13 protein-coding genes are annotated in these 15,028 nt (G+C 42.2%); 10 read left to right on the forward strand and 3 right to left on the reverse strand.

Annotated elements, in window-relative coordinates; translation table 11 throughout:
* Window positions 1-29 precede the first annotated feature (29 nt).
* Window positions 30-674, forward strand: coding sequence for a DUF411 domain-containing protein (locus tag ACTXGF_RS27020; RefSeq protein WP_082787298.1), 645 nt, complete (start codon window positions 30-32; stop codon window positions 672-674).
* A gap of 796 nt (window positions 675-1,470) precedes the next feature.
* Window positions 1,471-2,193 (forward strand): CHAP domain-containing protein, encoded by a 723-nt coding sequence (locus tag ACTXGF_RS27025; protein ID WP_057758750.1) that lies wholly within the window; start codon window positions 1,471-1,473, stop codon window positions 2,191-2,193.
* 147 nt (window positions 2,194-2,340) lie between these two features.
* On the opposite strand, the gene cadR is transcribed toward ACTXGF_RS27025, so the two are convergent.
* The gene (gene cadR / locus ACTXGF_RS27030; protein ID WP_007394845.1) at window positions 2,341-2,751 is read right to left on the reverse strand and encodes a Cd(II)/Pb(II)-responsive transcriptional regulator; all 411 of its coding nucleotides are present in this window, start codon (window positions 2,749-2,751) and stop codon (window positions 2,341-2,343) included.
* A 142-nt stretch (window positions 2,752-2,893) separates the two neighbouring features.
* On the opposite strand from cadR, the gene ACTXGF_RS27035 reads away from it, so the two are divergent.
* The 8 genes from ACTXGF_RS27035 (at window position 2,894) to ACTXGF_RS27070 (ending at window position 12,247) form a co-directional block, all read left to right on the forward strand.
* A complete protein-coding gene (locus ACTXGF_RS27035) occupies window positions 2,894-5,095 on the forward strand; it encodes a heavy metal translocating P-type ATPase (protein WP_443535580.1) in 2,202 nt (733 codons plus the stop codon).
* Window positions 5,096-5,216: 121 nt separating this feature from the next.
* A complete protein-coding gene (locus ACTXGF_RS27040; RefSeq protein ID WP_114701930.1) occupies window positions 5,217-7,265 on the forward strand; it encodes a heme lyase CcmF/NrfE family subunit in 2,049 nt (682 codons plus the stop codon).
* A 69-nt stretch (window positions 7,266-7,334) separates the two neighbouring features.
* Window positions 7,335-7,928, forward strand: coding sequence for a DsbE family thiol:disulfide interchange protein (locus ACTXGF_RS27045; RefSeq protein WP_193004894.1), 594 nt, complete (start codon window positions 7,335-7,337; stop codon window positions 7,926-7,928).
* 83 nt (window positions 7,929-8,011) lie between these two features.
* Window positions 8,012-8,494 carry a cytochrome c-type biogenesis protein gene (locus ACTXGF_RS27050; protein ID WP_371532842.1) on the forward strand — a complete coding sequence of 161 codons (483 nt, stop codon included), beginning with the start codon at window positions 8,012-8,014 and terminating at the stop codon, window positions 8,492-8,494.
* On the forward strand, window positions 8,491-9,771 hold the full coding sequence (gene ccmI, locus ACTXGF_RS27055; RefSeq protein WP_114701928.1) for a c-type cytochrome biogenesis protein CcmI: 1,281 nt from the start codon (window positions 8,491-8,493) through the stop codon (window positions 9,769-9,771). Before ACTXGF_RS27050 ends, ccmI begins: the two co-directional genes overlap by 4 nt.
* A 141-nt stretch (window positions 9,772-9,912) precedes the next feature.
* Entirely contained in the window at window positions 9,913-10,620 is a 708-nt protein-coding gene (lspA, locus tag ACTXGF_RS27060; protein WP_443535578.1) for a signal peptidase II, read from the forward strand.
* A gap of 275 nt (window positions 10,621-10,895) precedes the next feature.
* Window positions 10,896-11,228: a DUF3817 domain-containing protein gene (locus tag ACTXGF_RS27065; RefSeq protein WP_131603940.1), complete on the forward strand. Its 333-nt coding sequence runs from the start codon at window positions 10,896-10,898 to the stop codon at window positions 11,226-11,228.
* A gap of 614 nt (window positions 11,229-11,842) precedes the next feature.
* Window positions 11,843-12,247 (forward strand): recombinase family protein, encoded by a 405-nt coding sequence (locus ACTXGF_RS27070; protein ID WP_522885872.1) that lies wholly within the window; start codon window positions 11,843-11,845, stop codon window positions 12,245-12,247.
* Between the two features lie 234 nt (window positions 12,248-12,481).
* Here the strand turns inward: ACTXGF_RS27070 and ACTXGF_RS27075 are convergent, their stop codons facing one another.
* Window positions 12,482-14,065 (reverse strand): Fic family protein, encoded by a 1,584-nt coding sequence (locus ACTXGF_RS27075; RefSeq protein WP_114701979.1) that lies wholly within the window; start codon window positions 14,063-14,065, stop codon window positions 12,482-12,484.
* Window positions 14,066-14,229: 164 nt separating this feature from the next.
* A complete protein-coding gene (locus ACTXGF_RS27080) occupies window positions 14,230-14,826 on the reverse strand; it encodes a recombinase family protein (RefSeq protein ID WP_114701980.1) in 597 nt (198 codons plus the stop codon).
* Window positions 14,827-15,028: the final 202 nt, after the last annotated feature.

Raw genomic sequence — 15,028 nt, forward strand, 5'->3', positions numbered from 1 at the left:
ACAATATCTACAGTACATGAGAGAGCACTATGACCCCCTTAAAAATAAAATCCAGTCTTATATTCAATCGTTATCTGTCTAAGGGGTTGCGTAGTACGTTAGTATTACTTGCCGCCTCATCACTATTTGCTTGTAGCCAACCGAGTAGTGGCGTATCTGATGCAAGCACAACATCGGCATCAACTGAAGATGTAGTGACTGTTCCGAAGACAGCTGAACCAAACGTTATAAATACTCCTATGATGACATCAGTAAGTAAACCAGACCTACTAAAAAACGTATCAGCCACTGTCTATAAAGATGCCAATTGCGGCTGCTGTAAAGAATGGATAAGTCATGCAGAAGATAATGGTCTAAGTGCAACCGCGCAAGATGTTGCGGACTTAGCCGTATTTAAAGAGCGCTACAGCGTTCCAAATGAAATGCGTTCTTGCCATACTGTAGTCACTACTGATGGTTACGTCTTTGAAGGTCATGTACCCGCTAAATATATGGCGCAGTTTTTAGAAAATCCGCCAGTACAAGCTATGGGTCTTGCCGTACCTGGCATGCCTGTTGGTAGCCCGGGTATGGAGTATCAAAATAAATTCATGCCCTATCAGGTTATGCAACTCAATAAAGACGGGACGACCCAAGTTTATGCTGATATTGAATCGGTAGAGCAGCAATTATAGTGTGTTAGCAGTTAAGAATACTTTGATTATAGTGTTAGCGTTAAAAGCGAATGAAGCAAGTATAAGACTGTTCTATTGCTTATAAAATGATTCTTCATCAAAAAATTCATTAGCTATTGCGACTTTAAAATTAAAAATAACTTTGAATTTGTAACTTTTGATGACAATGTAAGCGGATTTATCGGTTATTAACCCTTAAAATAGATAAATAACTAAGGGTTAATACAAGAATATACAGGATGTATCGAAACAATTACGTAATATTACATAAGCCAGTAGGGAATTAACATCTATATTAATATTATAAATTATTATATTATCTTAATAATTAGTTAGACCCTATATAGGGTAATTACTTCATCCAATAGAAAAACGTCTGAGGGTTAAATCTAAATTATAGATTTAACCCTCAGACGTTTTTTTGCTTATAAAACAGTAGAAATTGTGGTCAATCTAGTCAGCTATATTCTGTACATGTTACACAAACTTACATTGTAAAATGTGGGATATTAGCAATTTTTTCGACATCAAAAAAGTATTTTTGGGGTTTTTAAGGGGGATGACAGGCTAAACAGCCTATGCTAAAGTCGGCTTTGTGTTTTGGTCAGCAGCTTGATTTGTAACAGCTTCGTAAGACTTCAATGAGCTGTGATCGCCAATAATCATTTTTTATATGAATAATATGCAGCAGAAGTATCAGTCACTATGACATATATATACTTGAGTTATTGAGATTTAATTGACTGCGCTGTTGTTGATAACAGACGATTTTGAATTAACCGTAGGTATTAGATTTATGAAACAGGCTTTATTGATTTTGTCAGTACTGGGTATGGGCATAGCACAAACGAGTGGTGCTGCTATCACAATCTCTCAAACAAATAATACCATCACCAATACTTCTGTGGCATCAAACTACGGTTCATCAAAAAACATCTATAGCACCAAAAGTGGTGCTTATGTTTCTAATAATGATGAAATTAGTCAAGCAATTAGCAACCTAAGTGCGCAGGCCAAGCAAAAAGAGAATCAGCTTTCATCATTAAACAGCCGCTTATACGCTGAAAAACAACAGCAGCAAGTCAATAAGGTTCCTGACAGCAATTCAGCCCCCGCTATCGCTGCTGCTCGCGCCTCAAAAGTGGCTTTATCTGGCAGCTCTGGATATTGTGCCCGTTACGTACGTAAAGCACTACAATCAGCTGGTTATGAATTTACACCCAATCCTTCAGCCTATCAGTACGCCACTCGTGGCACGCTTGATAAAGCAGGTTTTAGCAAAATCAGTAATGATATGCCAACCCAAGTAGGTGATGTTATTGTCTATGATCGCTCATCAAAGCGCCCGCATGGCCATATCCAAATATTTGATGGCGAAAATTGGATTTCTGATTTCCGTCAGAACAGCATCAGCCCATACAGTGGTGTCTATGCTTATACGACATGGCGCGATTCAAAATACGTGGATGACGCATCCGCATCAGATCGTAATATCTACCTTGCTATGAATGATAAATAAGACTTTCTAAGTCAGCACAACATAGTTGTTATTTCCTCCAACCCAGTAGTGATCTTAATATCATTGCTGGGTTTTTTTGTGCTTAACATCAGGGCGTATTTAACCTTTCATGATTTGATCCGTCAGAAATGAACACTACTGATATCATTACTCATGACAGGAGTTATCGACAAGCGCGTTTAAAATGCCACATGATGACGCTGGTGCACTACTTGCACATTTCTGGCGCAAAACGGTCAAGTGATGCTTTAAGTGCATCAGTTCTTCCATTCGTATTTCCACAGCATGAATGTGCTCATCTAGCAAGTTATTCACATCGCCGCAGTCCTTGTCAGGCGACTCCCAGTATTCAAGTAAGATTCGCACATCATCTAAAGCCATATCGAGCGTACGGCAATGTAGGATAAATTGTAGACGCTCAATGTGCTCTTCATTATATAAACGATAATTCCCTTCGCTACGAAAAGGCTCGGGTAATAAACGCTCTTTTTCATAATAGCGAATGGTTTCTACTGTGGCACCTGTGCGTTTAGCGAGCTCACCAATTTTGATTGTCATAACAACCTCTATGATTTAAATAATTAAAGTGGCTGTAAAGACTAGCGCTAGAGAAATTAAAATTACGAAACTGTAGATAAATAACCTTGACTCTAAAGCCACTATAGGGTTCATAATATCATTATTCAAAGGGTAAATTATTATGAAATATCATATTGAAGGTATGGACTGTGCCAGTTGCATCGGCAAGATTGAAACAGCTTTGAAACGTATGCCTGGGGTTTCTGATGTTCAGCTGAATTTCGCTACAGAAACGCTAGAGCTAAATTTAGCCCCTGGTGCGCCGACTCAGGCTAGTGATATCGAAAAAACAATCAAAAGCCTAGGGTTCGGCATCTCTGCCAATACTGGTCAACAAACTGTATCGGCTATTGATATTGACAGCGACAATCAGATGGCTCCGCAGGATAAGCAATGGTGGCAAACTCAAAAAGGCAAACAGGTTGTTGGCCTCGGTATTTTGATGGGCAGCGCTTATGCACTGTCACTACTGTTGCCCGCTTATGGGATATGGGTGTTTGCCATCGCTGTGATTGTAGGCGTTTTTCCATTTGCGCGCAAAGCCTTAGCACTGGCTAAAACAGGTTCATTCTTTTCAATTGAAACGCTGATGTCCGTCGCCGTGCTTGGCGCACTTATCATTGGTGAAGCTGAAGAGGCCGCAGCGGTTGTCTTTTTGTTCTCAATCGGTGAACTGTTTGAGAGTATCGCTGCTGATCGCGCTCGCGCTGGCATCAGAGCCTTATCATCGCTGGTTCCGAAAAGTGCAATTTTACTTGATGCTCAAGGTGGGCAGCGTAACGTTCCAGCGACTTCATTACAAGTGAATGACCTTGTGCTGGTGCGTCCTGGAGATAGGGTATCTGCTGATGGTTCCATTGTTCAAGGTGCGTCCAGCCTTGATGATTCGCCCGTGACGGGAGAGTCTGTTCCTGTTGCCAAGACGATGGGTGACAATGTATTTGCAGGGTCAATTAACATCGATGGTGTGCTCCAAGTGCGCGTAGAAAAGACAGCCGCCGATAACACCATTTCGCGCATTATTGAGCTGGTAGAGCAAGCCCAAGCCTCCAAAGCACCCACTGCCCGTTTTATTGAGAAATTCAGTCGCTATTACACACCGGCAGTGATGGCTATTGCCGCACTAATTATTATCATTCCACCGTTAGCCATGGGTGGAGATTGGTCGACTTGGTTGTATCGCGGTCTAGCACTGTTGCTGATTGCCTGTCCCTGTGCTCTTGTACTATCAACACCCGCTGCCATCGCCTCTGGTCTTGCTGTTGGTGCGCGCCGTGGCTTGCTGATCAAAGGCGGTAGTGCTTTAGAAACTATCGGCCAAGTGAAGACGGTCGCTTTTGACAAGACAGGCACTTTAACTGAAGGCAAACCACGCGTGACCGATGTTGTTGCCTTTACACAAGAGGACTCAAGTATTCAAGGTCAGAATTCTCAAGGTCAAGATGAGATATTGGCACTTTTTGCCAGTGTGGAGACTGGTTCTAGTCACCCACTTGCTGAAGCCATTGTCAGCCATGCTGAAGCCGCTAAAGTTGTTATACCTGTGGCCTTCAATGCTTCTGCAACTGCCGGTAAAGCGGTACACGCAACTGTCGCGGAGCGCGCGCTAGCTATCGGTTCGCCTGTTTACGCAGCCGATGAGGCATTGATTTCATCCACACAACAGGCGCAAATTGAGGCGCTGCAAAATGAGGGTAAGACCGTCTCTGTTCTTTTCGATGAGCAAAACCGTGAAGTGCTTGGATTAATCGCGCTAAGAGACGAATTACGAGACGACGCTCATGAAGGTGTGGCTCAGCTCAAAGCGATGGGTGTGCGCTCCGTCATGCTAACAGGCGACAACCGCTTAACCGCTCAAGCACTTGCCAGTAATTTAGACGTGGAATGGGAAGCTGAGCTGTTGCCTGAGGACAAACTGCGCCTGCTTAACGAGATGAAGAACAACCGCAAAATAGCGATGGTTGGTGATGGTATTAACGATGCGCCAGCGCTAGCAACTGCCGATGTTGGCATCGCGATGGGTGGTGGTACCGATGTGGCCATTGAGACGGCCGATATCGCATTATTAAAAAGTCGTGTTACGGATATGGCTCATCTCATCGCACTTTCACGTGCCACCATGCGCAACATTCATCAGAACGTCATTTTCGCTTTGGGTCTCAAAGGCGTCTTTCTGATCACGACCGTATTCGGCATTACTGGACTATGGATTGCGGTTCTAGCTGATGCTGGAGCAACAGTGCTCGTTACTCTTAATGCGTTACGTTTACTGCGCTTTAAGGGAGCGCCTCCACTGGTAAATCCGCCTAAAGTAGTTAAATAAAACCCTTCGAAATCAATTAAAAACTAGAGATAGCAGCAGATTTCGGGGGTGGGTTCTAATAATAAAAATTCCACCGCCACAGTAAACTGCAACCGCATTAGAGTAAATAAGGTTAGACCGTATGTTGATTACAGAATTGGGCTATTTTGCCTTGCTTACCGCTTTTGTATTGGCGTTATTGCAGGTAATTCTGCCAACTATTGGTGTTATTCATAACCAAGTTGCTTGGCAACGACTAGCCCCTAGCTTAGCTTGGGCACAGTTTGCCGCCATGATAACGTCATTTGGCGCTTTGATAGCAGGTTTTTATTATAATGATTTTAGCCTCAGTTACGTCGCGCAGCATTCCAATACGCTGTTGCCCTGGTACTATAAGTTATCGGCGACATGGGGCGGACACGAGGGCTCTTTGCTGCTATGGATGACCATCATGGCCACATGGTGTGCACTGGTATCATACTTTAGTCGCGGCTTGCCGTTATCAATGCGTGCGCGGGTATTAGTTATTTTGGCCGGTGTACAGTTAATGATGCTAACGATGCTGATATTTACCTCGTCACCGTTTGAGCGTACCTTACCCAATCTAGCGGTCGATGGCGCTGATTTAAATCCTGTCCTACAAGATTTCGGTCTGATTATTCATCCGCCCATGTTATATATGGGCTATGTGGGTATGGTAGTACCTTTTGCATTTTGTATGGCGGCATTGTGGGAAGGGCGTTTAGATGCTGCTTGGACACGCTGGTCACGTCCATGGGCGCTCGCGGCTTGGGGGTTTTTGACCATTGGTATTGCACTGGGCTCGTGGTGGGCCTACTACGAGCTTGGCTGGGGCGGTTGGTGGTTTTGGGATCCGGTAGAGAATGCCTCGTTTATGCCTTGGCTTGTCGGCTTAGCATTGCTGCATTCATTAGCAGTCACTGAAAAGCGCGGGGTGTTTAAAGCATGGACCATTATGCTGGCTATTTTCGCCTTTGCCTTAAGCTTGCTTGGCACGTTCCTGGTACGCTCTGGAGTCCTTACCTCAGTGCATTCGTTTGCCGCTGATCCGACGCGTGGTTTGGTTATCTTAGCTATTCTTGGCATTATCATCGGTAGTGGTCTATTAATGTTTGCCGTTCGAGGTTGGCGTTTAACCGTTGAAAGTCAATATCAGCTGATTTCACGTGAGTCCTTTTTAGTGATCAACAACGCCATCATTTTGATTGCAACCTTAGTGGTGCTGCTCGGCACCCTTTACCCTATTATCGCTGATGCCTTTGGTTTAGGACAAGTGTCCGTTGGCCCTCCTTATTTTAATGCATTATTTGTACCTTTAACGTGGCTGTTATTAATAGCTATGGGTATGGGCTCAAATATTCGCTGGAAAAAAGACACCCGTCCACTACTGGGTATAGGCATGGTCATCGCCGTTAGTAGCTTAGTATTAGCTGCCATTATTACTTACTTTGTTAATCCATCGTCTATGCTTAATATTGGTGTGACTTTAGCCGTTAGCTTTTGGGCACTGCTATGGATGGCAGTTGATTTTAAAGATAAAACTAAGAATGCGCCTAATCTTTTTAACGGTTTGCGGCAGTTGCGTCTGAGCTATTGGGGTCAACAGACTGCTCATATTGGCGTATTGGTTGCTGTCATTGGCATAGCCTTTACTAGTAGCCTGAGTATTGAGCGTGACGTAGCAATGGGTATTGGCGATACAGTCAATGTTCAAGGTTACGATTTTGAAGTAACTGAATTTTTTGAAATAAAGGGTAGTAACTTTGATGCAACGCAAGCGCAAGTCGTGGTATCCAAAGACGGTCGTGAAGTGGCGAAACTGACTCCAGAAAAGCGTACTTATATTATCAGCACGATGCCAACGACTGAAGCCGCTATTGACCCCAGTCTTATGCGCGATGTTTATGTCGCACTGGGCGAACCTATTGCCGATGGTAGTAACCAATGGGCATTAAGGATTTATGTAAAACCATTAATTCGCTGGATTTGGTTAGGGGCAATTATCATGGCTCTAGGTGGATTAATTAGTATGCTTGATAAACGATACCGCATCAAAAAAGTTAAAGCTCCGTTGCTAGTTACTGGTAGTTTGGCTACTGATGGAGTCAATGAGGTAGCTATTGAGCAGGCAATCTCAGCATCGACGATGTCGACACTAAAGGAGAAATAAATGACTATGTCGAATAACACTCCTGAGCAAAAAGATAGCCAAAACAGTAAGCAGCGTAACCCAAAGGCAATGAAAAAAAAGCAGATGAAGCTATGGTTCTTAATTCCGCTTATCCTCTTTTTTGGTTTGGTAGTTATATTGTACATGCGCTTAGGTAAACCAACAGACATTGTGACCAATACCGCTCTTGAGCGTCCGGTTCCTGCCTTTGAGCTGCCGTTATTAGCAGATACTACCCGTACTATCACCAATAATAATTTGCCAGATAAGCCGTTTTTACTTAATGTTTGGGGCTCGTGGTGCCCAACTTGCATTATTGAGCATCCGTTTTTAATGCAACTAGAAGAGCGCGGCATTGATATCGTTGGTGTGAATTATAAGGATGAGATTGGTAATGCGCTCAGTTACTTAAACCAAGGCGGTGATCCATTTTCTATGTCTATTCAGGATTCATTGGGTCAGTTTGCTCTAGACTTAGGCATAACTGGTGCGCCCGAAACCTTTGTTGTGGATGGAGATGGCATCATTCGTCAGCATATTGTTGGTGAGATTAATGAAGCCAATTGGCAACAGCGTGTTAAGCCGTGCCTGACCGTACTTAATGAGGCTAATAAGAACAACGATAGTCCTGATCTCATTCAGGTTGAGGAGATGTGCAAATGAACGTTACTCGAATAAGAGCTCCTCAAATAAAACTCAATATAATTTTAAAACTAGCAAGCTTAATACTAGCGTGTCTGCTTAACATGACGGCAAACGCAGCTATTGACGTATACGATTTTGATTCACCACAGCAAGAAGCTCAGTATCGTGGATTAATAGAAGAGTTTCGCTGCCCAAAATGCCAAAATCAAAACCTTGCAGCCTCTGATGCACCGATTGCACAGGATCTAAAGCAAAAAGTCTATGATTTAATTAAAGATAGACGTAGTGATGCTGAAATACGCGCCTATATGCAAGAGCGCTACGGTGACTTTATTAGCTACAAGCCGCCTATGCGACCATCGACATGGATCCTATGGTTTTTTCCACCACTATTATTGCTCGTCTTAATTGTTGGTTGGTTTTGGCAAAGTAAACGCCGCCAAGTTGTCGCCCGTGGCCAAAACGGCGTTACAGTGAACAGTACTGCTGCCTTGACCTCTGCGGAAAAGGCTGAGCTTGATCGTCTATTATCGCAAGCTGAGAATGTCGACCACGATATTACTAGCATAGAGGACAAAAAATGACTCTATTTTCTACTTTTGGCTTATTTGTAGCTCTAAGCTTGCTGATTGCTCTTATATTTGCGCTAATTGCTATTATGCCATGGCTACGAGCACCGCGTTTGCAGTCCAAACCAATAGACAATCAACTGCTAGATATTAATGTTGCAGTATTTCGCGAACGTTTAGCTGAGCTACAAACAGATAAAGACAGCGGTACTATTAATAATAGCCATTATCAAAATCAAAAGCTGGAACTGGAGCGTCAGCTATTAGATGCGCAGCGTCAGATAACACCTATGGTCACCCCTGATGTCAAAAGCCGTTTAATTGTCGCAGCTTGGATCCCAATATTGGCTGCAATGGCGTACTTACTAATAGGCAATCGTACGCCCGTGTTTGATTTGTGGACAAGCGAGGACAAAGTAGGACAAGTGGCTGATGACCTATTGACGGCTAAGATTGATAAGCCACCAAAGTGGGCGACTGAAAACGGTCGTCAGTTGATTAGCGCTATGCAGACCAACGTCCATCGTAACGCTGATGATCCTAATCGCTGGATGCGCCTATCTGAACTTTTCTTATCGATGGAGGCGACTGACTCTGCGTTAGAAGCCTTATCGCGTGCCTATCGTTTAGCACCTGATAACGAGGAGATTGCTACTACTTATGCTCAGACTAGTTTTTTTGTTAATGAAGGTCAGTTAGACGCCAATATTCGCCGTCTATTACAAGCTATATTAGCTAAGAATCCGCAGCATGAACGGGCTCAAATGCTCATGGCAATGGGTGAGACTCGTAGTAGTAACTTTGCCCAAGCGCAAGGTTGGATTAAACGCTTACAAGGCAGCATTGTGGCCAAACCAGGTGATCATACTAAAGCTTTAGCAAGCTTAGATGAGTTAAGCAACTACGTTAGCACGCAAGAAAAGCAAGCGCTAGAAGGTATTGACGTGACAGTGAAAATTAACGCTAATTTATTACCGTTAGTGAAAGCTGATGATGTGTTGTTTGTTGCGATACGTGACGTTAAAGGAGGTCCACCGTTTGCCGCCAAACGTTTACCCATTAGTATTATCAAGCAAGGTGAGGCTAGTATCCGCTTAAGTAATCTTGATGCGATGATGCCAGATCGCACGTTAAATTCAGCTCGTAGTGACAAAACTCAGTTAGCAGTCGTTGCTCGTATTAGTCATAGCGGTAATGCCATAGCAGAATCAGGCGACTTATCGGGTAATCCTATAATGATTAGCGTTGAACAGACTCAGGTTAATGTTGAAATCAATCAACAGATTCCCTAATAAAAAATTATTACCGTAAGTTTCATAAAACCAGAGCGGTAAGTGGAGCCGTTTATGAAAGTGGCGCGATTAATAATTGTATACCAAAAACATATACGTTTAACATTGTTCATTGTATAAACATAGATAAAGAAAACAACTATGACTGAATCTACCGACAGATTAGATAGTACTAAATTGAATAGCGTTGAATCGGCTAGTACTAATATTGCTGACAATAAAGTACCTATAGCTGTGAGTAGTACTCATCAATCGATTGACTCTAAAACCATGAATCATACGCCTAAAGCTATGTACGTGACTTCAGGCAACTCAATAACACCTAAAGGTAAGTTGGACAAAATGCCAAAAATGGTTGCCAATGGCAGTCGCGCTTTTATCTGGTATTTGTTGGCGATAATGGTATTAATACTTGATCAATGGACTAAGTGGTTGGCCCAAACCACATTAGCGTTCAATGACCCCGTACCGGTCATTGAACCATTTCTCAACTGGACACTCGCTTATAACTATGGGGCAGCATTTAGCTTTTTAGCCGACGCTGGCGGTTGGCAGAAATGGTTTTTCTCAGGCTCAGCTTTTGTAATGGCTATCTTTTTAACGGTTTATTTAATCAAAGCGCCACGTGCAGCCAAGCTATTATCTATGGGGTTGGCCTTAATGCTTGGTGGTGCGATTGGCAACTTAATCGATCGTTTAAGAATTGGTAAAGTGGTTGACTTTATCCATGTGCATTATGCTGATGTATGGAATTATCCTATTTTCAATGTTGCAGATATAGGTGTCTGTGTCGGTGTCGCATTGATTATAATTGACATGATATTTTTAGAAAGTAAGCGTAATAAATAAGCACATTGATGCCGATTATCACAAACAAAATGAACTAGCGTCGTAGTCACTCTATACGGAAACATACTTTTTATACTTGAGTATGTTTATAAAATGTGAACTGGAAGATAATGTATGACTGGTATAGGTACTCACTCATTTTAGGTCTTAAAACTCAATACTTAAAAGCTCTGCGTAGAGCCATTATTATAGAGACATTGAATAATCCATAAATTCTTTATTGATCATAACAAAAGGAAAATACAGTGTCACAGGCTCAGCCAACTATTGAAAAAATTCACAGCCTTAGAAAAAAACAAGAGACAGCGTTAAAAAGTCTTACCCTTATAGGCTATCTAGAAGGCACCTCTTTCTTATTATTGCTCTTCATCGCCATGCCACTAAAATATATGATGGACATTCCAGAAGGTGTGAAATACATCGGTATGGCACACGGTATGTTGTTTATTACCTATATCATAATACTTATAGGCTCAGCTATCAAAATGAAAATGCCTCTTTGGGCAATACCTGCGGGCGTACTCGGCTCACTCTTACCTTTTGGCCCATTTATATTCGATCATTTACTAAAAAAGAACTTGCAGGAAAATGTAAGTAAAGAAGCCTAGAACAAGCTCTGCTACAAATGCCACAAACGTATCTTATTACTCAAGATTATTTTTCCTAACTAAATCACAAGCCGCCATCACTCATCATGGCGACAAATGAATAACATTGAGCAGAAATTAATCACAATAAAACTTTAATTCAGACCCAGTATGAATAGCCTCACACTCCAGTTACTTTTCGAACTTATCTTACATACTATCGACAAACCCGTCTTGTTTAAAAGCTAAACAGGTTTTGTCATTCGCGATGGCTTTCCTGTTATCGTAGGGTATACCCCAAGGGAACCATCTAAAAGGCATCAAAAACCGATTAATAGACGACTTAAAATAGACTGCTGTAATGGAACTACTTATAACAGACTATTGTACGTGTTTATGTTTATCAGAGCGTGTCTACGAGCGTCTACCAAAGAATAAGATGCCAAGCGTACCAAAAACGAGCTTATACAGTTTGCTACTGATCATGATCACAAAATTGCCGCCTTCTATGTCGAAAACGAATCAGGCGCAACTTTAATACGTCCACAGTTAATGTAAGTGATCGATGATGCCTATGAAGGCGATATAATTTTGGTAGAGCAGATTGACCGCTTAGCACGTTTAAACCAAGCTGATTGGGATACTCTCAAAAGAATGCTATTAGAAAAGAATCTGGGGTAGTATCAAAAGAGCTACCGACCTCATATATGACGCCTCAATCTGAGAGCAGCACTGAATTTATGAGCAGCGTATTACAGTCCATTAATTCGATGATGCTTGATATGCTCGCTGCTATTGCTAGAAAGGACTATAAAGATCGACATAACCGTCAGGTGCAAGGTATTGCTCATGCTAAGACAGAAGGTAAATATTTAGGGCGTAGGAAAGATACCGAAAAGCGTAAGATTATTGCTAGCCTCCTAAAATCTGGGCATAGCTATTCTGAAATACAAGCTACAGCTAAGTGTTCGCGTCAGCTGATAGCTGTTATAGCTAAACAAATACTCAAATACTCAAATACTCAAATACTCAAATTTTAGGAGCTGTAATAATTCTTGTCAAACAAAAGTAATCTGTTATCAAAGTTCCTTTAACATATTCTATTTTTAGTAGTTTATTAGCTTGAATAGGGTCAAGAAAAATATTGATTACTTTTCAGGCTACGGTATTTTCGCCGAATCGTTTTACAAACGAATCATCATTGGAACGATAATATTGAGACTAGCTTGAGCTTGATTATCAAGGCAGACTTTCCTGCGTATAGCAGGGTTCGTCTAACTATTCAAACCATCTGCTTCATCTTTAAAGGTCTCTACAACGATAGAGAAAATATCGTCCCAAACCTCATCATTTGCCAAAAACGGATAATCCTTCAGTAGCTTATTACTTTTAGCACCCTTATTTTGTAGCATGCTGCGAATGATTCTATCGGCATAGCTGTTGGGCATCTCAACAATCTCTTTTATCGCCAGTCGTGCATGGTCATGCTTTCTTAGGTACTGTGACTCGTTATGCATCTCTTTTTCAATAACATGAGCAATCAGTCCTGATAAGTACTGAACGTGAGGCGTTAGATCCATGAAGCGCCATGCAGGTTGAATCAGGTGAGTATTTCCAAAATTTAAGTTTGAGCGAATACCATCAGGGTAGGTAACTGCCTGTTTATCAAAGCTGTAATGATCACGGATTTGCTTCATGAGCGGCACAGAGACACGGTCTAAAATCTTATCATAGGCATGCCGGTCTGAGGGATGCTCGGCAATGGCTTGTGATATAGGTAGGATAATCGGCTCATGAATGACCTGGTCTCGCCTGAGGACGTCATTAATTAAAAAGCGATGTACACGGCCATTGCCATCCGCCAGCGGATGAATATATACAAAGGCAAAGGAGGCAACCGCACTACGCATCAGTGCTGATTGTCCCTCAGTCTTTTCCATAAATACCTGTAATCCTTCTAACTTATCAGCAATGTCATCAGCTGGTGGAGCAATATAATGCACAATTTCTTTAAAGCCATTGACCTGAGTATGCGACACAAAAACTGGTGATTGACGGACACCATACTGCTGGATAACCGTTTTGCTACCGAGTATCTCTTGTTGCAACTCTGCTAGTGATTCAGGATCAAGCGGAATGTCACCGGTGCCGGTACGCCGTGCCATCACATCGGCAAAACGTTCAATGCGTTTTAACTCTTTTCCCTCACCTTCTATAGTAAAGCTGGCTTTACTCTCTCGTAGGGTCATCCATACGGAGGCGCGCATCAGTAAGTCTTGCCCAAATTCATCGTTAAGTTTGTCAACCATTGTGGCAATATCGAGTGCAGCTGCTTGCGTAAAGGCCTCTGTTTTTACCAGCATCGGACAGAAATGACGGGTTCCTGCTAGATTGTCATTGATACGCCAGCGAGCGTTCTTGATGACCTGCGAAGGACTTGAAGTAACCAACTTCTTGGTATCCAAAGCATCCACATAGTTACCGCCTATATTACTCGGTACCTCTAAATGCTTATCCATGAGCCACTCATACAAGAAAGCCATTCTACGGGCATAGCTGCCTGTCGGCTCAGCGTTTACCCATGCTTGCACGTCATTTGCCCCTATCTGCTCAAATAGACGAACCAGTAACTCTAAATTCAGTACTTCATGACGCATGTGAAACTGTAAGTGCGCAATGATAGTGTCCAGTGGACGTGCGGTTTCCTGATAAGCGTTATGAATGACGTCACCGTCTTTATAGGTTTGTCTGCGCCCACCGATACTACTGCTGACATATAAAGGCGAAACCAGCTCTATGCTGGCATAACGGACAAGCCATGCTGCGCCAATAGGATCTGAGATAGGGGTATTCATCATGAGTGGCTCAAGCGATTATAGATAAGCCATTTTGCGCAAAAACAATTATGAATGCAATATAATGATTATTATAAAGCCTTATTGCATTAAAACGATTTTCTTATGACGTTGCGATGCCTTTAAATCAAGACCAAAGGTCACGTTGAGTCGATATTTAAAATACCTCAGCTATTGACCTGCTTTAAGACACGATAAACGGTAGCTACGCCAACACCAACCGCCTTAGCGATCTCTTCTTTTGTCATATTGTTTTGACTAGCCAATGCTTTAATACGATTGTGTTTTGCGGTATTGGCTTTCTTACCAGTGGGTTTATAGCCACTGTTGGCCAATCCTTGTTTAATGCGCTCTCTACGCTTGTCATTATCAAGCTTTGCCATGGTCGCTAATAAATCGATCAGCATATCGTTAATCACTTTTAGGATCTCACCTGTCATACCGTCACTCATCGTATGTGTGGTTGGTAGATCAGCCACCACCAATCGTAAGCCCTTATCTTTAATACGCTGCTTTAGAATCGAAAAATCATCTTGAGATAGTCTGCTTAATCTATCCACGCTTTCAACCAATAAAATATCGCCTTGCTCGGCGTCCTTTAGCAACTTAGCTAAGATTGGTCTATCGAGCTTTGTACCACTGAAGTGCTCAACGTAATCAACATAGCTATCACCATAGCGGCTACTGAAGGCAACCAAATCTATTAATGCTCTAGTAGCGTCTTGATCCTTAGTGCTGGCTCTCACATAAATACGAACGGTCATAATACCTCTTTGTATCAGTTAGACTTAATAATTGATGTTCATTGATAATAGCAAGATATTACTATCATTTAATATCAAATAAAAGTCAAATGATAGATAGGTTATCGTTTAGAAGTTTTATGTTTTGGGTATAGACTAATGGTAGACCGCTTAGCACTTTTAAATCAGTATGACTGGGACATCTTAAAAAATACTGTCTGGG

The organism is Psychrobacter sp. 1Y6 (assembly GCF_052258385.2).
GTDB lineage: Bacteria > Pseudomonadota > Gammaproteobacteria > Pseudomonadales > Moraxellaceae > Psychrobacter.

Excerpts from the sequence above, each read along its gene's own strand:
- ACTXGF_RS27035 (WP_443535580.1), top strand. The coding sequence starts at position 2,894 with ATGAAATATCATATTGAAGGTATGGACTGTGCCAGTTGCATCGGCAAG.
- ACTXGF_RS27020 (WP_082787298.1), top strand. The coding sequence starts at position 30 with ATGACCCCCTTAAAAATAAAATCCAGTCTTATATTCAATCGTTATCTG.
- ACTXGF_RS27080 (WP_114701980.1), bottom strand. The coding sequence starts at position 14,826 with ATGACCGTTCGTATTTATGTGAGAGCCAGCACTAAGGATCAAGACGCT.
- ACTXGF_RS27075 (WP_114701979.1), bottom strand. The coding sequence starts at position 14,065 with ATGATGAATACCCCTATCTCAGATCCTATTGGCGCAGCATGGCTTGTC.
- lspA (WP_443535578.1), top strand. The coding sequence starts at position 9,913 with ATGACTGAATCTACCGACAGATTAGATAGTACTAAATTGAATAGCGTT.
- ACTXGF_RS27040 (WP_114701930.1), top strand. The coding sequence starts at position 5,217 with ATGTTGATTACAGAATTGGGCTATTTTGCCTTGCTTACCGCTTTTGTA.
- ACTXGF_RS27050 (WP_371532842.1), top strand. The coding sequence starts at position 8,012 with ATGACGGCAAACGCAGCTATTGACGTATACGATTTTGATTCACCACAG.
- cadR (WP_007394845.1), bottom strand. The coding sequence starts at position 2,751 with ATGACAATCAAAATTGGTGAGCTCGCTAAACGCACAGGTGCCACAGTA.
- ACTXGF_RS27045 (WP_193004894.1), top strand. The coding sequence starts at position 7,335 with ATGAAAAAAAAGCAGATGAAGCTATGGTTCTTAATTCCGCTTATCCTC.
- ACTXGF_RS27025 (WP_057758750.1), top strand. The coding sequence starts at position 1,471 with ATGAAACAGGCTTTATTGATTTTGTCAGTACTGGGTATGGGCATAGCA.
- ccmI (WP_114701928.1), top strand. The coding sequence starts at position 8,491 with ATGACTCTATTTTCTACTTTTGGCTTATTTGTAGCTCTAAGCTTGCTG.